The sequence below is a fragment of the Gymnodinialimonas sp. 202GB13-11 genome, assembly GCF_040932485.1.
GTDB classification, from domain to species: Bacteria; Pseudomonadota; Alphaproteobacteria; order Rhodobacterales; family Rhodobacteraceae; genus Gymnodinialimonas; species Gymnodinialimonas hymeniacidonis.
In genome coordinates this window covers 1,145,416-1,165,151 of record NZ_JBFRBH010000001.1, presented here as the reverse complement: position 1 = coordinate 1,165,151, position 19,736 = coordinate 1,145,416, and the positions used below count along the sequence as shown (strand labels likewise).

Below are 19,736 nucleotides of genomic sequence, written 5' to 3'. Positions count from 1 at the left end.
AAAACGGATGTTCCCGATGCGCGCTTTTTTCCTCGCCCTGCTGACGATTGTGATGTTGCCGGTGATGGCTTTCGCCCAGGCAAGTGATCGCCCCAACACCATTCTTGTGCTCGACGGCTCCGGCTCCATGTGGGGCCAGATCGACGGCGTGAACAAGATCGTCATTGCGCGCAACGTGATCGCGGATTTGCTGGCGGATATGGCTGATGACGTTTCACTTGGCCTAACCGTTTATGGCCATCGCGAACGTGGCTCCTGCGGCGATATCGAGACCATCGTGGAACCCGCCCCCTTCACCCAGGAACGTATTCTTGAGGCGGTGAACTCCATCAACCCCCGCGGCCGCACGCCCATGACCGACGCCGTCATCGCTGCCGCCCAGTCTCTGCGTCATACGGAAGAGGCCGCCACCGTCATCCTCGTCTCTGACGGCATCGAGAACTGCAATCCGGATCCCTGCGCGATCGCCGCTGAGCTTGAAGCCGCAGGTGTTGCCTTCACCGCCCATGTCATCGGCTTCGATGTCGCCTCGGAACCGGAGGCCCGCGCACAAATGCAGTGCATCGCCGACAATACCGGCGGCCAATTCCTGACCGCCGACAACGCCGTTGAACTTTCCGCCGCGTTGGAACAGGTCGTTGTCGCTGCCCAGCCCACACCCATGCGGATCGAGGCGCAGGTCTTGCCCCAAGGCAACCTGCCGACCCGCCCCGTCACGTGGACGCTTCTGGGTGCAGATGGCGATGTCCTCAGCTCCGGCGTGCAAGCGCCCGCCATCGATGTGGAACTCTTCCCCGGCCGCTACATCGCGCAAGCCACCCGCACCGAACCCGAAGGCCCGCAGACCTACCAGACAGGGTTCGACGTGATCGAAGGCCAGACCGACCTCGTGATCGTCGCCATGCCCCCGATCATCGAGACGAGCTCCGTCACCTTCACCGCCCGGGTAGAGCCTGACATGTCGGTCCCCGCCTCGCCGCTGAACTGGACGCTGCAGGACTCCGCCGGCACCGTCCTGCTGGGCCCCGTCCAGGCCCCCGCTGGCAACGTGGCCCTTCTGCCCGGCGACTACTTGCTGACCGTGGAACGCGTGAATCAGGGCACCACCCATGAGGCCCGCTTCACGGTCGAGCCCAATACGCCCCAGCAGGTCATCGTCCCCTTACCCGCGCTGACCGTGGACGTGAATTTCATCGCCCGCATCGGCTCGGCCAGCGGCCTACCCGTGACCGACCCGGTGGTTTGGGAAGTCACACCGCTTGACCCTGCCCCCACCATCGCCACGACCAACCCGGCCACCGTCTCCCTGACCCGCGGCGCCTACCGCGTCACCGCCTACTGGACCGTGCAGGAACAAGAGGTCAGCACCGATTTCGTGGTCGTCGATCAGCCCCGCGAAATCGTCGTCGTCTTCGAGGAGCCCATCCCGCAAGCCTCCCTCACCACCGTCGCACAAGCCCGCGCGGGCGAGACGATCGAGGTCGCATGGACCGGTCCAGGCGGCGCCTCCGACTGGCTCGGCTTCTTCGAGCCCGACAATACCGGCAATCACGGCTTTCAGGCCCCAACCCATGCCCGCACCAACGAAGGCAATCCGCTGTCGATGCGCGTGCCGCCGCGCCCCGGCCTCTACGAGTTGCGCTATATTGATGCCGAAAATGGCCGCCGCGTCCTCGCCCGCGTCCCGTTCGAGGTCTTGCCCCAGCCCGCATCGGTTGAAACCACCGACGGCGTCGCCGGTAGCCAGGCCACGATCCAATGGACCGGCCCGAATTTCGAAGGCGATTGGCTCGGCTTCTTCCCAGTCGACAACACCGCCAACCATGGCTATCAGGCGCTGTCTTCAACCCGTCTCACGGGCCTGTCATCACCAGCAACGTTCAACTATCCGCCTGAGCCCGGCACATACGAGCTTCGCTATGTGATGGCCCTTGGGCGCACCACGCTGGCCAGCCAGATCGTTGAAGTCACGGATGTTCAGGCAACCCTCACCGCGGCGTCCACCGGCATCGCCGGCGCGCAGGCCGAGGTCGGCTGGACAGGCCCTGCCTATGACGGCGACTGGATCGGCTTCATTGACCCTGCCAATGAGGCCAACCATGGCTACCAGTTTGAGACATCCGTGCGCGTCTCCGAAGGCAACCCTGTGCGCCTCAACTACCCGGCCACACCTGGCACGTACGAATTGCGTTATATCCAGTCACAGGGCCGCCAGACCTTGGCTGCCATGACGGTCGAAGTCTCCGCCGTTCAGGCAACGCTCACCTCGGCGCAAACCGGCACCGCCGGCGCGCAAGCCGAAGTAGGCTGGACCGGCCCCGCCTATGACGGCGATTGGATCGGCTTCATTGACCCTGCCAACGAAGCAAACCACGGCTACCAGTTCGAGACGTCCGTGCGCGTGTCCGAAGGCAACCCTGTGCGCCTCAACTATCCGGCAGCGGCGGGAACCTACGAGCTGCGCTATGTCCAATCGCAAGGCCGCCAGACCTTGGCGGCCATGACGGTCGTGGTCTCCGAAGTTCAGGCCACCCTGACATCGGCGCAAACCGGCACCGCCGGGGCGCAGGCCGAGGTTGGCTGGTCCGGCCCCGCCTATGACGGTGACTGGATCGGCTTCATCGACCCATCGAACGAGGCCAACCATGGCTACCAATTCGAGACGTCTGTCCGCGTCGCCGAGGGCAACCCTGTGCGCCTGAACTACCCGGCCACCCCTGGCACATACGAGCTACGCTATATCCAGGCGCAAGGCCGTCAGACTCTCGCAGCCATGACAGTCGTGGTCTCCGAAGTCCAAGCCTCACTTACCTCTTCGCCCACCGGCACGGCCGGGGCGCAGGCTGAGGTCGGCTGGACCGGCCCCGACTATGACGGCGACTGGATCGGGTTCATCAACCCGGCGAACACGACCAACCATTCCTACGATTTCGAAACCCTTGTTCGGGTTTCCGAAGGCAACCCCGTGCGCCTCAACTATCCGGCAGCGGCGGGAACCTACGAACTGCGCTATATCCAGGCGCAGGGTCGTCAAGTGTTGGCGCGCATGACTGTGGTTGTGTCCGAGGTCCAAGCCTCCCTCACAGCGGCTTCGACGGGTGAAGTCGGAACGGTGGCTGAGGTTGGCTGGACCGGCCCGGGCTATGACAATGACTGGATTGGGTTCATTAACCCGGCAAATACCGCGAACCATAGCTATGACTTTGCAACGCGCGTCGGTGTCGACAGCGGAAATCCCGTCCGGTTGAATTACCCGACGGAGCCCGGCACCTACGAATTGCGCTATGTTCAGGCGCAGGGTCGTCAGGTCCTCGCCCGCATGACCGTGGTTGTAGAGGAATCCGAAGCCTCCATTACCGCGCCGGCAACGGCCGAGGTCGGATCCACCATCGAAGTGGCGTGGACTGGGCCGAACCAGCCCCGCGATTTCATCGGCATTGGGCTTGAAGGCGCAACTGGTGCTGGACGTTGGGACAATTACGTGCGCACCGACGAAGGCAATCCAGTGCGTCTGTTGGTTCCATCGGCGCCGGGCACCTACTCGATCCAGTACATTCTGGATCAGGACCGGGTCACGCTGGCCTCGGCCACGATCACAGTGACACCTGCAGAAGCGTCGATCACAGCGCCCACAAGTGCTGTGGCAGGCTCCACCATCGAAGTGGCCTGGACCGGCCCGAACCAGCCGCGCGACTTCATCGGCATCGGGCTGGAAGGTGCGACCGGCGGCGCGCGTTGGAACAATTACGTGCGCACCGACGAAGGCAATCCGGTGCAACTGTTGGTTCCCTCGACTCCAGGAACGTACGCGATCCAGTACTTCCTTGATCAGGACCGCGTCAGCCTCGCCTCGGCCACCATCACGGTAACACCAGCCGAGGCCACGATCACCGCGCCTGCAACGGCGGTAGCAGGCTCTACAATCGAACTTGGCTGGACCGGCCCGAACTACCCGCGCGACTTTGTGGGGATCGGACTAGCGGGCGCGACAGGCGGCGGTCAGTGGCAGAACTACACGCGCACCAGCGATGGCAACCCGATGAACTTGCTGGTTCCGCCAAACCCGGGCAGCTACGTGATCCGCTATTTCATGGATCAGGACCGCTTGGCGCTTGCCGAAGTGCCACTTGAGGTCACGCCCGCCGAGGCGACGCTGACCGCACCTGCCACAGCGGCGGCAGGCTCAACGATCGAAGTCGGTTGGACCGGCCCGAACTATCCGCGCGATTTCATCGGGATCGGCCTCGCCGGTGCAACGGGCGGCGGACAGTGGCAAAGCTATGCGCGCACCAGCGACGGCACCCCGCTTTCGCTCACCCTGCCCGAAGCGCCCGGCTCCTACGTGATCCGCTATTTCATCGACCAGGATCGCGTCGTGATCGCCGAGGTGCCGATAACTCTGCAATAGACGATCGGATACGAAACGGAAAACGGGCGCTGCTTCACCGCAGCGCCCGTTTTCATTCTTATACTATAACGTGATTTTAGTTATTTATCAGAGGTGTAATACCTCTGCTCACGCGTGAGTAGCTGGCCCAAGCGCCTCAGATATGGATCACCCGATCATAGGCATCCAGCACGCTCTCGTGCATCATCTCGCTGAGCGTCGGATGCGGGAAGACCGTCTCCATCAGATCCTCTTCCGTGGTCTCCAGTTTCTGGCCCACGACATAGCCCTGGATTAGTTCCGTGACCTCTGCCCCGATCATATGCGCGCCCAGAAGCTCGCCGGTTTTCTCGTCGAACACGGTCTTGATCATGCCCTCAGGCTCGCCCAGCGCAATCGCCTTGCCATTGCCGATGAACGGGAAGCGCCCGACCTTGACCTTGTAGCCCTTCTCCTTGGCCTTTGCTTCGCTGAGGCCCACAGAAGCCACCTGCGGATGGCAATAAGTGCAACCCGCGATGCTTTCCGGCTTGATCGGATGGACATTGTTCTTGCCCGCGATCAACTCGGCCACCATCACACCCTCGTGGCTGGCCTTGTGCGCCAACCAGGGCGCGCCCGCGATATCGCCGATGGCATAAAGACCCTCTACTCCCGTGCGGCAGAACTCATCCGTCACAACATGGGTCCGGTCGATCTTCACACCCAAGGCTTCCAGCCCTAGATTTTCGACATTGCCAACGATCCCAACGGCAGAGATCACGGTATCAAAATCATGCTTCTCGACCTTGCCGCCCACCTCGATATGGGCCGTGACCTTGTCCGCGCTGCGATCAAGCTGCTTGACCATTGCCTTCTGCAGGATCTTCATCCCCTGCTTCTCAAACGACTTCTTCGCGAAGGCGGAGATCTCCTCATCTTCCACCGGCAGCACGCGATCCATGACCTCGACCACGGTCGTGTCGGCGCCAAGCGTGTTGTAGAAGCTGGCGAATTCGATGCCGATGGCGCCGGAGCCAATCACCAGCAGTTTCTTCGGCATATGCGGCGGAGTCAGCGCGGCCTTGTAGGTCCAGACCCGCTTGCCATCGGCCTCCAGTCCCGGCAATTCCCGCGCACGAGCGCCGGTGGCGAGGATGATGTTCTTGGCCGTAAGCTCTTCGGTGCCCTTGTCGGTCTTGACCGAGACCTTGCCCTTGGCCGGGATCGTCGCCTCGCCCATGATCGTGGTGACTTTGTTCTTCTTCATCAGATGCGCCACGCCGCCCGAAAGCTGCTTGGCGACCTTGCGCGAACGGTCGACGACGGCATTCAGGTCGTACCCAATCCCGTCCGCCTTCAGGCCGAATTCCTTCGCCCGATGCATCAGATGAAACACCTCAGACGAACGCAGCATCGCCTTCGTCGGGATACAGCCCCAGTTGAGACAGATACCGCCCATATGCTCGCGTTCCACAATCGCCGTCTTCAGGCCAAGCTGGCTGGCGCGGATCGCGGCAACGTAGCCGCCGGGTCCTGCGCCGATTACGATAACGTCGAAATTCTGTGCAGCCATGGGGTCGTTCCTTCCGGCAGAGTCTGTTTGAAGCATTTGTTCAACGTTAAACTATCCGGATGGCAGCGACAATTGACGCTAGGTCGCAGGCCGGGTTGCACCCAGCGCAAGGCTTGTTGCAAGCCGTTGCCGCCCGCTGATCGACGTGAGCTTTAGGCGTCAGATGCCTCAATCTCTCGCAGGATCGCGCCGTAGCCACCCTCATCAATGAAGGTCTGTTCTTCCGCTGTCATGCCACGCTCCAGCGGACCATTACGGTAGGGAAACCGGCCAAAGCGCGCGATGATTTCCCGGTGCACGCGGGCGTGGAGGGCGTTGTTCCCCTCCTCCATCCGGCTTTCCATCAGATCGATGCAGATTTCCTGATGGGCCATTTCCTCAGAATGCATGAACGGCATGTAGACGAACTGGCGCATGGGCTCGTCAATCTGGCGATCCCATCCATTGGCGATCATCTGACCGGAGACCTCAAGCGCTGCTGCGTCAGTTGCGTAGGCGCGCGGATCATCACGGAACATGTTGCGTGGAAACTGGTCAAGCAGGATGACTAAGCCAAGCGCACCTTCGGCGTCTACGGCCCAATTGCGCAGGCCGCCGTCATGCGCCGCCTTCCAAGCCGCGCCGAACTGGTCACGGATCGCCTGATCAAACGCATCATCCTTGGCGTACCATTTTTCAGGCCCCGCCTCGTGCCAGAAGGCGACAACATCTTTGGCGCTTGTCATAGGTGGGTCTCCTCCTCCGCATCGTCTCCGCCCTCTTCGGCCATCTCTTCGGCGGCCTCGATGTAGAGCTCTTGCGCCGTTTCAACGGCCACGGCTGACGCCGCGCCGGGCATGATGTTGGCGTATGGTACGCTATCGTAATTATCCTCTTCCACATAGGCCGAAACGCGCTGGGTCATCCGGTAGATACCGTAGGCCGCCACGCCCCCCAACACCGCGGCGAGGAATAACCAAAACCCGCCCGGCCCGATCTGGCCCATGAGAAGACCCATGATAGGTGGACCGGCAATGGCCCCAATGCCGTTGACGAAGATCATACCACCGGAGGCGGCGGGCATATCTTCGACAGCGAGGTAGTCGTTCAGGTAAGCCAGCAGCAGGGCGTAGAGTGGCTGTGCTAAACCACCGGACAGTGCCGCGATAATCAGGAGCGCCAGATAGCTGTCGGCCAAGAAGACGCCAGCCATAGCAACGGCAGCGCCGAGGGCAGAGGCACCGATGATCAAAGTCCGGCGGTCCATACGGTCGGACATCCAGCCGATAGGATATTGCAGCACGATGGCGCCAATGAAGAAGGACGAAATGAAAACGGACAATTGCCCGAGGCTAAGGCCCACTTCGGTTGCGTAGACGGGCGCCATCGCAAATTGCCCTGCGAACACGCCGCCCATGAACAACATGCCGATGACGGCGAACGGCGAGGCATCGTAGACCTGTCGCAGCGACATTGGGCGCGTTGCCTCAATCGCCGGGGTCGGAACGGCCGAGAGAAGGATGGGCGCAAAGCTGAGGGAGACGAGGATGGACGGGATGATGAACAGGATCCAGCCCGACGGATCGCCAGCCGCCAGAATGCCCTGCCCCGCCACGAGGCCCATCATCTGCATTAGCATATAGGCCGAGAGCGATTGTCCCCGCGTCTCATTGGTGGCCGAGTTGTTCAGCCAGCTTTCTGCCGTGACGTAGACACCAGACAGGCAGAAGCCCAAGCCCACACGCAGCAACATCCACGCCCATGCTTCCGTGACGATGGGATAGGTGATGACGATTGCGGAGATGAACGAGCCGAGCGCCGCAAAGACCCGGACATGCCCGACCGACGCGATGAATTTAGGGGCCATCCGAGAGCCGCCGAGGAAGCCCACGAAATAGGCCGAACCGATCAGCGAAAGCTCAAACGTCGAGAACCCCTCAATCGCGCCGCGCACGCCCATCAGGGTGCCCTGCAAGCCATTGCCGATCTGCAGAAGGAACATGCCAAGCAGAAGCGCCCAGGCCGTGCGGATAACTGTGAACATCTGGGCCTCCCGTGCTGGCCAAGTGAAGCGCCCCGATTGCCACGGGCCGAGACCGCGCGTCTGTCAGATTCGCGACGGGATTAGCAAGGAAGCGTCGCCGTAAGAGAAAAACCGATAGTCGTTTGCGACAGCGTGGTCGTAAACGGACCGGATCGTGTCCTGCCCCATCAGGGCGGAGACGAGCATGAGCAGAGTTGATTTGGGCAGGTGGAAGTTGGTCATCAGCGCGTCAGTGATCTTCCAGCGATAGCCAGGGTAGATGAAAATCTCGGTCGTGCCTTCGAACGCTTGCATCGTGCCGTCATCGTTTGCGGCGCTTTCGATCAGGCGCAGGGCGGTTGTCCCCACGGGAATGATCCGCCCGCCGGCGGCGCGGGTGGCGTTCATCTCAGCCGCAGCCTCTTCACGCACTTCGCCCCATTCGGCGTGCATCTTGTGCGTGGTGACGTCTTCGACCTTCACAGGCAGGAAAGTTCCGGCCCCGACATGCAGGGTGACGAAGGTCACATCGATACCGCGCGATTTGATCGCCTCCATCAAGGCTTCATCGAAATGGAGGCTGGCTGTTGGGGCGGCGACCGCACCGGCGCGCTTGGCCCAGATGGTTTGGTAATCATCCTTGTCGCGCTCATCCGGGGCGCGCTTGCCCGCGATATAGGGCGGCAAAGGCATGGCGCCGGCGGCGTTCAGGGCGGCGTCGAAATCATCGCCGGTGAGGTTGAAGCGGAGGTGCAAGCCTTCATCCATTGTATGAACTTCGGCCTCCAGATCTTTGCTAAATATGATTTTCTCACCAAGCTTCAACTTGCGCATGGGTTTGCCCAAGGCAGACCAGCTCCCATCAGCTTGCGGCTCAAGTAACGTCACTTCGATCTTGGCGCGCACTTCACCTTCGGGTGTCATGCGGGGGCGTTCGCCGGTCAGACGTGCGGGGATAACGCGGGTGTCGTTCAGGATGAGACGGTCGCCAGGGCGCAGCACATCGGGAAGATCGGTGACCGTTTTGTCGGCAATCATATCTCCGTTGGCCAGCAGCAGTTTCGCTGACGAGCGCGGCTGAGCAGGTCGCGTGGCGATCAGCCGTTCGGGCAGATCGAAATCGAAATCGTCCAGTTTCATGCAGGTCTACTCGCTGAAGTCAGGCGGCGGGGCGCGGAAAATCTCTCGGAAGATGCCGGGGGTCAGGATCGAGAGGGGATTGACCGAAACGCGGGTATCTTCAGCATCACCAATCACACGATAATTGAAGCCAAATAGCCCCTCGCGACGTGTGGCAAAGAGCGCACCGAACAGGCCGTTCACGATGTAGAAGGGCGAGACCACGCCTTGCATCTCATACCGCTCGGACGCGACATCGTAGACCCCGTCCATAGATATGCCCATGGCAGGGCCGACGGCGGCGCCTTCAGTGACTGTGATCCGGTCCGGTGTGACGCGGAAGCGGGCGTTCACTTCGCCCATATTGATCCCTTCACCGCCCAATTGCTCAAGCAAGCCAACAACTGAGATCAGGTTCAGGATTTCCGCCATGACAGGCGCGTCGCGCAGGCGCGGGCTGTCAATGGTGACTTGCCCATCGTATTGCCCCTGCTCCGGGCGTGCGGCGAGGATCAGGTCGAACGGCCCGCCATGGATGTTTGTGATGATATTGGCCGCCCGCAGCACCGCGCCGCCATCGTCGGACTGCATCCTTACAGATGGCCCGTTGGGGCTTGGAACAAGCTGCCCGTTGACGGCGACGGCATCGTTCACACGACCCCTGAAATCACCACTCATCGTGGCACCGTTCAGATCTGCACGCAGGCCGGTCAACGCTATGCCTGCCGTGATCTGCATCCGGTCGAGCGAGATATCGAGGGGGCCGATGTCGCCGCTGGAGGAACCACCGGTGCTGGCGAGCGACGGCATGGTGCGGAAATCGAGCGTGCCGCCGGAAATCTCTATCGCCGGGGCCTGAGCGCCGCGCCCGACGAGCCCACCGCGCACATCCAGCCACGATCCAAGCTGGAATTGCCCGGCGGAGAAGCGGTTGAGATATCCATTCTCGGTGAAACTGATCGCGCCATCCAGGGTTAGCCCCGCGCCCTGCAGGCCGATTTGCCGAACCTCCGGATTGGTCCCGAGGCGTATATCAGCGCTGAACGTTCCCGTCTGCCCCTCGGGCAATCGCCACGCAAGAGGGGGGATGGCAAGGCCAATGCCGTCGAGATCGGAGCGGACCTGCATCGTTGCAGCACCATTGGCGCGCAGGAAAACAGTCAGGTCAGCGGCCCCCTGCCCTGACATCAACCAATCTGGCAGCTCTACGCCAAACGTGGCCAAAGACTGCCGGTTCAACGTTGCCCGCGCCTGCACCAGACTGCCGGGATCCGCTTCTTCGGCCAGACGGACGGACCATTGCCCGCTGACAGGAACGCCGTCGAGGGCTGCCCGCCCGCCGATCGCAAGCTCCTCCGGGTTCATTCGTATGGTCATGCGATCCGCGACGAGGGTCCGGTCGGGCACCAGTTCCGTGGCACGAAAGCCCGTTACAATCCCGTCAACGTCAATATCCAGCCCGTCCAGCCCCGCATCTGCGTCACGCTGCACAAGATGAGTGGCAAGCTGAACGTTTGCGCTGATCTGGCCTGTTCCAATCTCTTCGGGGGTGTAACCGCTGGTTTCCAGTACGGCGAATGGCGGACCAGCAAGCACGTGCATCACGTCGGTCAAATCGCCTGCAATGGAAAGATCAAACGCGGCCAACGGGCCGGGAACCGAGACATCCTCAATCACCATGTGGGAGCCCGCCAAGCCTGCGCCGCCTGATTGCCCTTCCGCCAATACGGCACCGGCATCAAGGCCAACGACAAGCCGCGAATCCTGTAGAGTCAGGAAACCAGATGCGTTTCGTATTGGTGGGCCGGCGGGGACGGCGCGAATATCGGCATCTGCGAAATCAAACGACAGCTCCATTCTGTCGGCCGCGTCAGGCGCACCGCGAAAGGCGAAATCCACGCCTTCGGCGCGACCTGCGATCATGCGCTCCGTGACCCACCACCGCGTGTTGGGGATGGCCTGACGAGGCCAATAGGCAAGGATCGTCTCAAGATCAGCCTCGGCAAGCTGCGCATTAAAGGCCAGGCTTAATCCCTCGGGCGCGGCGGTCAGGGTGCCATCGACCATCGCGCGCAAATCGCCATCATAGACGACTGCGCGCCCAATCTCGGCCACAACCGTTTCGCCAAGCGACAGGCGCAAATCAACGGCTGCTCCGTCGATGTCGAGCGCCGCATCGAACAGGCCATCCGGATCAGCCGCGATGTTGCTGAGAGAGAATTGCCCGGTGTAATGCGACCCGTCGGGGGCCACATCCGCATGCCCCGTGCCATTGAACGAGAGTTGCTGGGACGCGAGCATAACCTCCTGCAAGATGGCCCGCCGTGCCTCGGGGTCGTAGGCGATACGAGCCGTCATGGCGTCAAAAGGCGTGGGTTCCTCCTGCCCCGGCAGGCTCAAAACACCTGCGGCAACCCGCAAATCGCCATCCACCGCGCCAAGCGATCCGTCATCTGCCAAAATGGCCGATAATTCCCCGTCGATTGGCGCCCGCATCAGATCGAGCCATGCCAGTGCCGGGCTGCTGGCGGCAAGATCGCGGGCCGCAAGGTTCACGAACTCCATAGAGACTTCGGTTTCGCCCTCACGCGCGTTCCGCGACAACGCGATATCAATCACTGCGTCACGGCTGCCTGCAAGTCGGCCACCCACTGATATGGCGAGGCCATCCCTGCGCCGTTCCAGCTGCATGACGGCGTCGTGCAATCTCAGGTCGCGACCCGTCAACTCATCGGCGAGGCTTACGGCCATCCCTTCGCCGCGCACTTCCTGAAGCTGCGAAAATACGGGCGCGGAAAACATCTGATCCAAGCGTGACAGCGTGTCGGTCAGGCTTACGTCGCCCCCTTCCGGTTCACGGGCTGGCCCATCTTGGACCCCGCCAAAATCGAGATCGAACCGTCCATCAGCGCCGCGCCGAAGGTTTAGCCCTGCATCTGAGACGACAACTTGGCGAACGCGCATTTGCCCCGCCAGCAATGGGCCGGGGGCGACCCGAACGCGCAGGCCTGGAAATGCGGCTCGTACTTCGCCGTCGGGAGTGGTGACGGCGACTTCCCGAAATTCGAAGGCCGGTGCACGCCCGCCCTGCGGCAAGGCCAGCACCATATTGCCGACACTCACATCGCCGATTGTCATCGCATCGTTGATGCGGGTTTCGATACGGCTTTGAATGCCTTCCGGCACGGCCATCGGGGCAACAGTCAAACGCAGCCAGAGTGCCGCGACCGGGATCAGCAAAACGAACACAACAATTGCCAGCGCGCGGATCCAGAACCGCCGCCGAGGCCGTGGTGTTTCAGGTTGGGTGGCTTCGGTCTGCTCCATCCGCGTGTGCGGCCCTACCATCCGTTGTTGCGTTGCCCTTTAATCTGTCTGCAATCCGCCTAGCTTGCAAACCCGATCGGCACCAGTGCCGCGCAGAAAAAAGGATAGATCCATGCCCGTAATCGGTGACGCCGCCCCAGAATTCGACCTGCCCCGTGACGGAGGGGGAACGATCAGCCTCTCATCCCTGCGCCCGAAAAAGGTGGTGCTCTATTTTTACCCGCGCGATGACACGCCCGGCTGCACGAAGGAGGCGATTGCCTTCACTGGCCTCGGGGCCGACTTTGATGCCGCGAACACGCAAGTCATTGGCATTTCGAAAGATACCGTGGCGAAGCATGACAAGTTCGTTGCCAAACATGAGCTCGGAGTCGCGCTCGTCTCCGACGCCGAAAGCGATGTGTGCGAGCAATACGGTGTGTGGGTTGAGAAGAACATGTACGGCAAGAAATCTATGGGGATCGAGCGTGCCACGTTCCTTATCGATGGTGAGGGCAAGGTCGCGCAGGTCTGGCGCAAAGTGAAAGTGCCCGGACATGCTGAGGCGGTACTAGAAGCCGCGCAAGCGCTGTGAACGAGGTGGTGAGGCTGCTAAGCGCCTCACCTACCCCCCTTGACCGAGCTCGCGGGACAGCAGAGACGGGGCATATGAAACCTCTGGCTCAGATGGCAGACGATGTTCTGCGAACCGCGCACGCCCGCGAAAAGACAGCCCTGTCGCGGGACTATGCCGCGACTTGGCAGGCCGCTCGGGCGGCGGGTGAGGTACCGGAGATTGGAACGGCCACGCCGCCCGATCAGCCCGCGCGTCCGGATGCGCCGGAATTGCTCGACCCCCGTGATGTACCGCGCCGCAAGCCAGGCTCGACCGCAGGACGCATGGCGATCCTCCATGCGGTTGCGCATATCGAGTTGAACGCGGTTGATCTGCATTGGGACATCATCGCGCGGTTCTCTGATACGCCCATGCCAATCGGGTTCTTCGATGATTGGGTGAAGGCCGCCGACGAAGAGTCCAAACATTTCAATCTGATGGACGACTGCTTGGAGGCGATGGGCAGCCATTATGGTGCCTTGCCCGCCCATGCCGGTATGTGGCGCGCGGCGGAGGATACTGCCGAAGATCTCATGGGACGGCTGGCCGTCGTGCCGATGGTGTTGGAGGCACGTGGGCTTGATGTGACGCCGTCGATGATCGCGACGTTTCAGAAAGCCAAAGATGATCCGGCGGCGGTTCAGGCCGTGGACGCCCTGAACGTGATTTACGCAGAAGAGGTACACCACGTCGCCTATGGGTCAAAATGGTTCCACTTCCTGTGTGGTCGCCATGACATCGAACCGAAAGAGGCGTTTCACGATCTGGTTCAACGCTATTTCCACGGTGCCCTGAAACCGCCGTTCAACGAAGAAAAGCGCGCCGAAGCTGGCTTGCCGCCAGACTTTTACTGGCCACTCGCGGGCTGATTTCGGGATATGCTAGAAGAACGCCAGCAAGATCGGCGGATTTCCGCCAGATTTGCGCGCTTTTTTGGTGCCTTTTCCATACTTTAAGATTACTATGTTGGCACTTAAGGCGGCGTAGCTTATCCCCAAGCACGCCGCAACCGCCACTGGGGACAAGACGGTGGCGCGGATAAACACAAGGGGAAGCGAGGCGTAAGGACAGTGACATCCCGGCTTATGAGTCGCGTGAATGCGGCGCTTGAACGGCATTTGCCAGAACAACGGCTTTTCCTGAAATCGGAAGAGGGAACGCGCTTTATCCGGCTGCGTCCCGTCACCCAGGCAAGCATGATCCTTGGGTCCGCGGTGTTCGTGGGCTGGACGGTCATCGTAACCTCCATCTTCCTGATCGACACCATTTCCGCCGGCAATGCCCGCGACCTCGCGCAGCGCGAACAGGCCATGTACCAAGAGCGCTTGAATGCGATGGCGCTTGAGCGTGATGCGCGGGCTGCTGCGGCTGCTGCGGCACAGGATCGGTTCGCTTTGGCGATGGATCAGGTCTCTGAAATGCAGACGCGGCTTCTCGACTCCGAGGAGCGTCGCCGAGAGCTTGAGACCGCCGTGGACGTGATCCAAGCCACACTACGCCGCACGATTGATGAGCGTGACGAAGCACGTGTTGCCGCCGCTTCCTTCCAGAATGAGCTTCAGGCAAATACCGGAACAGTCCAGACCGCAGCTGAGCGGGAATGGGAATTGCAGCAAACGCTGGCCTTCCTCAACGAGGCGCTTGAGCTGACAGCAGGCGAGCGCGACGAAGGCCATTCGCTGATGGCGCAAGCTGTGGACGAGATCAACCGCCTCAACTTCGAAGCCGCACTGACCGAAGAACGCCAGAACCGCGTCTTCCGCCAGTTGGAAGAGGCCGTCGCCGTCTCGATGGAGCCGCTGGATGAGATGTTCAGCGCGGCAGGCCTCAGCACCGATGACCTGATCGAAAGCGTACGGCAGGGCTATTCCGGCCAGGGTGGTCCGTTGACGCCGATCATCTCGACCTCGGGCAGTGGCCCGGACCCTCTTTCTGATCGCGCCAACCAGCTTTTGCAGGAACTCGACGAGATCAACCTGTGGCGCATCGCAGCCGAGCGTCTGCCGTTCGGAAACCCGGTCAACGGCAGCTACCGCCAGACGTCGGGCTTTGGCCCACGCCGCGACCCGATCAATGGCGGCAGCAGGATGCACAACGGCCTTGATTTCGCGGGCTCCCGCGGTACGCCAATTGTTGCCGGTGGCGCAGGCGTTGTCGAATTCGCTGGCCGTCAAAGCGGCTACGGACTTACAGTCGAAATCAGGCACAATAACGGTTTCATGACACGCTATGCCCATCTCAATCGTATCCGCGTGAGCGAAGGGGAAAGGGTCTCGCGTGGGGAACTTATCGGTGATATGGGAACCACCGGTCGGAGCACGGGCGTGCATTTGCACTATGAAGTGCATCGCAATGGGACCCCCGTTAACCCGATGACGTTCATAAGGGCAGGACGCAATGTTTTCTAAATCCAAAATCAACGAACCCGGACCAAAGCAGGGCGGCGCGTCCGATGGTTCCGACGGTGATAGCCCCGCGGCGGGCACGACTTCTGGAGACACCATGAACAAATCCACATCCGCAGCATCCGGCAGCAAGTCGAAACCTCAGCCATCGATGCTGTCGTCCGACCTGACCATCGTGGGCAACCTGCGCACAACGGGTGACATCCAGGTGGAAGGCACCGTTCAGGGCGACATCCGCGCCCACCTACTGACGGTTGGCGAAAGCGCCAATATAGAGGGTGAGATTGTGGCCGACGACATCGTGGTCACGGGCCGTGTCGTGGGTCGCGTTCGCGGCTTGAAGGTCCGCTTGACCTCAACCGCGCGTGTTGAAGGCGACATCATCCACAAGACGATCGCCATAGAGTCTGGTGCGCATTTCGAAGGCTCCGTACAGCGCGCGGAAGACCCGCTGTCGACCGGCGCCAACAATGCCGCGCCGCGCACGCCGATCACAACCGGTGGCAGCGCCTCTTCCGCACCGGAAGCACCTGCGGCCCCTTCGATCCCGCGTCCGGCGGCGGCAGGTCCAGCGCCTCAGCCATCATCGTCCAAGTCGGACAGCTGATCTGGCGAACCAACCGACAGTACCGAATTCTGAGAAGCCGGGCCATGCGCCCGGCTTTTCCTTGCCCCCCTTATGCGCGCCAGAGGCGCGGCGTTGGGTTCTGGTCTCCGCAATCCTTGCCTCCGCGCTCGGCTTTATTGACGGCACAATCATATCCATCGCCCTGCCGGCCATCCGGGATGGTTTGAACGCAGACCTCGTTCAGGGCCAGTGGATCAACAACGCCTATCTGCTGCCGCTGTCCGCTCTGATACTGTTGGGTGGTGCAGTCGGAGATCGTTTCGGCCTCGCCCGCTCTTTCATTATTGGCATTGCGGTTTTCATAGTTGCGTCGATCATTTGCGCCCTCGCCCCCACGCCTGAGGTGATGATTGCTGGCCGCGTCTTGAAAGGACTTGGCGCGGCGGTGATGGTTCCCGGCAGCCTCGCCCTGATCGCGCGTGCCTATCCGCCGGAAGAACGCGGGCGCGCCATTGGCTTTTGGGCCGCAGCCTCCTCACTGACCACAGCAATGGGCCCGATCCTCGGGGGCGTCGCGCTCAGCCTTGGCGGGCCGGAGGTCTGGCGCTGGTTGTTCGCCATCAACTTGCCCCTTGGTGTCTTGGCCATCTGGCTTCTCGCGCGTCACGTAGCGGCAGATCCGTCGCGCCCCGATCATCCGCTGGATGTGCCAGGTGCGGTGTTGATTTCAGCCGCCTTGGCGCTTTTGACGTTTGGACTGACGGGGGGCGCTTCATGGCCCCTGCTCAGCCTCGGGGCGGGGCTACTTGCGGCCTTCCTCTGGTGGGAAGCGCACAGCCCAAATCCAATGGTGCCGCTCGCCCTTTTCAAGAACCCCACCTTCTCCGCCGCAAATCTCGCGACATTCCTGATCTACTTCGCGTTGACAACCGTGCTGTTCTTCCTGCCCATGACGCTGATCGCGGGCTGGCAAACGCCGGAGGCCTTGGCCGCCGCCGCCTTTGCTCCGCTGTCGGTCTTTATCTCGCTCCTGTCTGCCCGCGCGGGAACATGGGCAGATCGCTACGGCGCAGGGCGCATGATCGGCACGGGTGGTGCTTTGGTTGCGTTGTCCTTCGTGCTGCTCGCACTTTTGGCGCCCTTTCAGGATTTCTGGCTGTCTGTTCTGCCGGGAACAGCTTTGATGGGCCTCGGCATGGCTCTGGTCGTCAGCCCGCTGTCCACCGCCATCATGGGATCGGTCCCCGATGAACGATCCGGCACCGGCTCCGGCCTCAACAACGCGGTCAGCCGGGTCGGCGGATTGATCGCGGTGGCTGTCATGGGAAGCGTTGCCGCGCAGGCCTACACAGCGGCAGGTGGCACAGGCAGTTTCGGCGGCTTTTCCGGAACGTCCGGCCATGCCGACGCGATGACCGCGGCCTTCCAACTTCTGTGTTGGATTGTGGCCGCCCTTACGGCAATGGGCGCCACCATAGCCTACTGGGCAATCCCCGTGCCGGAGACCGTCGCCAAACGGTAGATGTGCCATGAGGCATGGCCGAGAACCGGCAGCACCAGCATCAGTCCCAGCAAGCCCGGCAGCATTGCCAAGAATGTGAGTGCGGCGATCATGAAGGCCCAGACCAGCATGACCTTCGGGTTCTGGCGGATCACGGCGACCGAGGTGATCATGGCGGTTACGAAGTCTACTTCTCGGTCTAGCAACAGCGGCAGAGACACCACAGTCAGCGCGAACAAAACAAAGGCGAAGACCGCCCCGAACGCTGCGCCGACCAACAGCATGGTCAGGCCTTCGGGTTCCAGGAGATAAGCATAAGAGGTTGTCACATTGGTCAGCGCCGAAGGGCCGAGGAACAGCGCGAACAACATGTGTGCAAAGAACGACCAGAACAGGAAGTAGACGATGACTACCCATGCCATGGTCGGCAATTGCCTGAGCCTTTGGCGCCAGACCACCGCGAAAATATCGCTGGCTTTCCAATCCTCATCCCCCGCCTCTAGTCGCCGTGACACATCGTATAGACCCACGGCAAGGAATGGCCCGATCAGAGGAAAACCAAAGGTCAGCGGGATCGCGAGCCATTCGAGATGCGCCCGAAACAACAGCAAGTAAATGCACCATCCGCCGATCACGTAGACGGCTGCAAAGAATAGGCCGAAGGCTGGTTTGCGGCGGAAATCCTTTGCGCCTGCACGCAGGGCCTTGTTGAGATCGGCGACCTGCATGTCGCGGATATCCGGGGCTCCTTCCCCGACCGGATGGCTTGTCAGATCTGACATGGCGCACGGCCCTCCCGCGCGAAGTGTAGCGCGTTCAACCGTCGCGTGCAAAATGCCTTGGGTCGCGGCATTGGCGCGGTCCAATCGCGCGCTCCCATGCACGACCAAGCGCAAGCAACTTCGGATCCGCTCCATGTGCGCCAAACATCTGAAGTCCATGCGGCAGTCCGGTCTGCTCATCATACCCTGCAGGCATGGCTATGGCTGGAACACCCGCAAGGCTTGCGGGCACGACAACTTCCATCCAACGGTGGTAGGTGTCCATGGCTCGGCCCGCGACCTCCTTCGGCCAATCCCACTTTGCCGGGAATGGCCATATCTGGGTGGAAGGAAGGATCAGCGCGTCATGCCGCGTGAAGAGGTCATGCAGCGCCGCCAACCAAATCTGCCGCTGTGCCAGCGCGCGTTCAATCGCGTCTCCGGTCAGGGACAGCCCGCGTTCGATTTCCCATACTGCTTGCGCGTTCAGCAATCCGCGCTCGGTCTCCGCCCGCCAATGGCAGCCCAACTCCATGGCCACGACGAAGGATCGCAGTGTCGTCCAGCTTTCCCACAAAAGCTCGGCGTCTACGGGTGGTGCGACGAGGTTGATTTCCCAACCCAGACTTTCTGAGACGGCTGTCAGCGCTTCGCTTCCTGCCTCCAGCAATCCGGCGTCCATCGGATAGGCGCCGCCCCAATCCGCCAACCAGCCGACCTTTACACTCGCCGATTCATCCGATGCAGCGCGAAAGGCTCCGTCCGACATAGTCGTCAACAGGCGCTCCATATCCGACACACTGCGCGCCATTGGGCCGTGGGTTGAAAGCCGGTGCAGCAGCGCCTTTTCCCCCGGTTCCCCCGGAACCAATCCGACACTCGGGCGAAAGCCCCACACATCGTTCCATGCGGCGGGGTTGCGCAGGCTTCCCATCATGTCCGAGCCGTCTGCGATGCTCAGCATACCCGTCGCAAGCACGGCCCCTGCCCCGCCGGATGAACCGCCAGCAGTGCGGGTTAAATCAAACGGATTGCGGGTTACGCCGAAAACGGGATTTGCCGAATGTGAGCCGAGCCCGAATTGCGGCACGTTCGTTTTGCCGATCACGATGGCTCCAGCTGCCTTCAGGCGCCGCGCTAATCCGTCATCAGCCGTGGGCACATGGTCTGCAAAAAGGGGCGAGCCTGAGGTCGAGCGCAGGCCTTTCGTTGCCACCAAATCCTTGATCGCGACTGGAATGCCGTGCAGCCAGCCTTGCGGGGCCATCGCCTCTGCCAGCCGCGCTTCCCCCATCAACACTTCGCGGTCGCGCAGCGAGACTATGGCGTTCACGTCGCCATTCACGGCATCAATCCGCGCCAATGTCTCACGCATCAGATCAACGGGGGATAGCTCGCGCTTTGCAATCCGGCGCGATAACTCGCCCGCACTAAGCTCCCATAGCTCCGCCATGTCAGGCCCTCCCCGCCCATCTTTGTTCCATGAGAATGCAAAAACGCGGCGTTGGCCACAGGC

General features: G+C 61.6%; 13 protein-coding genes. 6 read left to right on the top strand and 7 right to left on the bottom strand.

Going from position 1 to position 19,736, the window contains the following annotated elements; all coding sequences use genetic code 11:
• The first annotated feature begins 16 nt into the window (after positions 1–16).
• Complete coding sequence (locus V8J81_RS05820) at positions 17–4,408, top strand: VWA domain-containing protein (protein ID WP_368474808.1); 4,392 nt, start codon at positions 17–19, stop codon at positions 4,406–4,408.
• 136 nt (positions 4,409–4,544) lie between these two features.
• Here V8J81_RS05820 and lpdA read toward each other — a convergent pair whose 3' ends face one another.
• The 5 genes from lpdA to V8J81_RS05795 all read right to left on the bottom strand — a co-directional run bounded on the left by lpdA (position 4,545) and on the right by V8J81_RS05795 (position 12,390).
• Positions 4,545–5,942 (bottom strand): dihydrolipoyl dehydrogenase, encoded by a 1,398-nt coding sequence (gene lpdA / locus V8J81_RS05815; RefSeq protein WP_368474807.1) that lies wholly within the window; start codon positions 5,940–5,942, stop codon positions 4,545–4,547.
• Between the two features lie 152 nt (positions 5,943–6,094).
• Positions 6,095–6,667: a DUF924 family protein gene (locus tag V8J81_RS05810; RefSeq protein ID WP_368474806.1), complete on the bottom strand. Its 573-nt coding sequence runs from the start codon at positions 6,665–6,667 to the stop codon at positions 6,095–6,097.
• On the bottom strand, positions 6,664–7,965 hold the full coding sequence (locus tag V8J81_RS05805) for an MFS transporter (RefSeq protein WP_368474805.1): 1,302 nt from the start codon (positions 7,963–7,965) through the stop codon (positions 6,664–6,666). The genes V8J81_RS05810 and V8J81_RS05805 overlap by 4 nt, the downstream gene beginning before the upstream one ends.
• A gap of 63 nt (positions 7,966–8,028) precedes the next feature.
• Positions 8,029–9,084, bottom strand: coding sequence for a tRNA preQ1(34) S-adenosylmethionine ribosyltransferase-isomerase QueA (gene queA / locus V8J81_RS05800; RefSeq protein ID WP_368474804.1), 1,056 nt, complete (start codon positions 9,082–9,084; stop codon positions 8,029–8,031).
• Positions 9,085–9,090: 6 nt separating this feature from the next.
• On the bottom strand, positions 9,091–12,390 hold the full coding sequence (locus tag V8J81_RS05795) for a YhdP family protein (RefSeq protein ID WP_368474803.1): 3,300 nt from the start codon (positions 12,388–12,390) through the stop codon (positions 9,091–9,093).
• 112 nt (positions 12,391–12,502) lie between these two features.
• Between V8J81_RS05795 and bcp the strand changes: the two genes are divergently transcribed.
• From bcp to V8J81_RS05770, 5 genes are all read left to right on the top strand, one after another.
• Entirely contained in the window at positions 12,503–12,964 is a 462-nt protein-coding gene (gene bcp / locus V8J81_RS05790; RefSeq protein ID WP_368474802.1) for a thioredoxin-dependent thiol peroxidase, read from the top strand.
• Between the two features lie 74 nt (positions 12,965–13,038).
• Positions 13,039–13,854 (top strand): ferritin-like domain-containing protein, encoded by an 816-nt coding sequence (locus V8J81_RS05785; RefSeq protein ID WP_368474801.1) that lies wholly within the window; start codon positions 13,039–13,041, stop codon positions 13,852–13,854.
• Between the two features lie 201 nt (positions 13,855–14,055).
• A complete protein-coding gene (locus V8J81_RS05780) occupies positions 14,056–15,393 on the top strand; it encodes a DUF5930 domain-containing protein (protein ID WP_368474800.1) in 1,338 nt (445 codons plus the stop codon).
• On the top strand, positions 15,383–15,997 hold the full coding sequence (locus tag V8J81_RS05775; protein ID WP_368474799.1) for a bactofilin family protein: 615 nt from the start codon (positions 15,383–15,385) through the stop codon (positions 15,995–15,997). The genes V8J81_RS05780 and V8J81_RS05775 overlap by 11 nt, the downstream gene beginning before the upstream one ends.
• A gap of 61 nt (positions 15,998–16,058) precedes the next feature.
• Positions 16,059–17,480 carry an MFS transporter gene (locus V8J81_RS05770; protein ID WP_368474798.1) on the top strand — a complete coding sequence of 474 codons (1,422 nt, stop codon included), beginning with the start codon at positions 16,059–16,061 and terminating at the stop codon, positions 17,478–17,480.
• On the opposite strand, the gene V8J81_RS05765 is transcribed toward V8J81_RS05770, so the two are convergent.
• Entirely contained in the window at positions 17,438–18,241 is an 804-nt protein-coding gene (locus V8J81_RS05765; RefSeq protein WP_368474797.1) for a DUF2189 domain-containing protein, read from the bottom strand. The genes V8J81_RS05770 and V8J81_RS05765 overlap by 43 nt on opposite strands.
• 34 nt (positions 18,242–18,275) lie before the next feature.
• A complete protein-coding gene (locus V8J81_RS05760) occupies positions 18,276–19,673 on the bottom strand; it encodes an amidase (protein WP_368474796.1) in 1,398 nt (465 codons plus the stop codon).
• Positions 19,674–19,736 lie beyond the last annotated feature (63 nt).

Excerpts from the sequence above, each read along its gene's own strand:
- V8J81_RS05820 (WP_368474808.1), top strand. The coding sequence starts at position 17 with ATGCGCGCTTTTTTCCTCGCCCTGCTGACGATTGTGATGTTGCCGGTG.
- lpdA (WP_368474807.1), bottom strand. The coding sequence starts at position 5,942 with ATGGCTGCACAGAATTTCGACGTTATCGTAATCGGCGCAGGACCCGGC.
- V8J81_RS05810 (WP_368474806.1), bottom strand. The coding sequence starts at position 6,667 with ATGACAAGCGCCAAAGATGTTGTCGCCTTCTGGCACGAGGCGGGGCCT.
- V8J81_RS05805 (WP_368474805.1), bottom strand. The coding sequence starts at position 7,965 with ATGTTCACAGTTATCCGCACGGCCTGGGCGCTTCTGCTTGGCATGTTC.
- queA (WP_368474804.1), bottom strand. The coding sequence starts at position 9,084 with ATGAAACTGGACGATTTCGATTTCGATCTGCCCGAACGGCTGATCGCC.
- V8J81_RS05795 (WP_368474803.1), bottom strand. The coding sequence starts at position 12,390 with ATGGAGCAGACCGAAGCCACCCAACCTGAAACACCACGGCCTCGGCGG.
- bcp (WP_368474802.1), top strand. The coding sequence starts at position 12,503 with ATGCCCGTAATCGGTGACGCCGCCCCAGAATTCGACCTGCCCCGTGAC.
- V8J81_RS05785 (WP_368474801.1), top strand. The coding sequence starts at position 13,039 with ATGAAACCTCTGGCTCAGATGGCAGACGATGTTCTGCGAACCGCGCAC.
- V8J81_RS05775 (WP_368474799.1), top strand. The coding sequence starts at position 15,383 with ATGTTTTCTAAATCCAAAATCAACGAACCCGGACCAAAGCAGGGCGGC.
- V8J81_RS05765 (WP_368474797.1), bottom strand. The coding sequence starts at position 18,241 with ATGTCAGATCTGACAAGCCATCCGGTCGGGGAAGGAGCCCCGGATATC.
- V8J81_RS05760 (WP_368474796.1), bottom strand. The coding sequence starts at position 19,673 with ATGGCGGAGCTATGGGAGCTTAGTGCGGGCGAGTTATCGCGCCGGATT.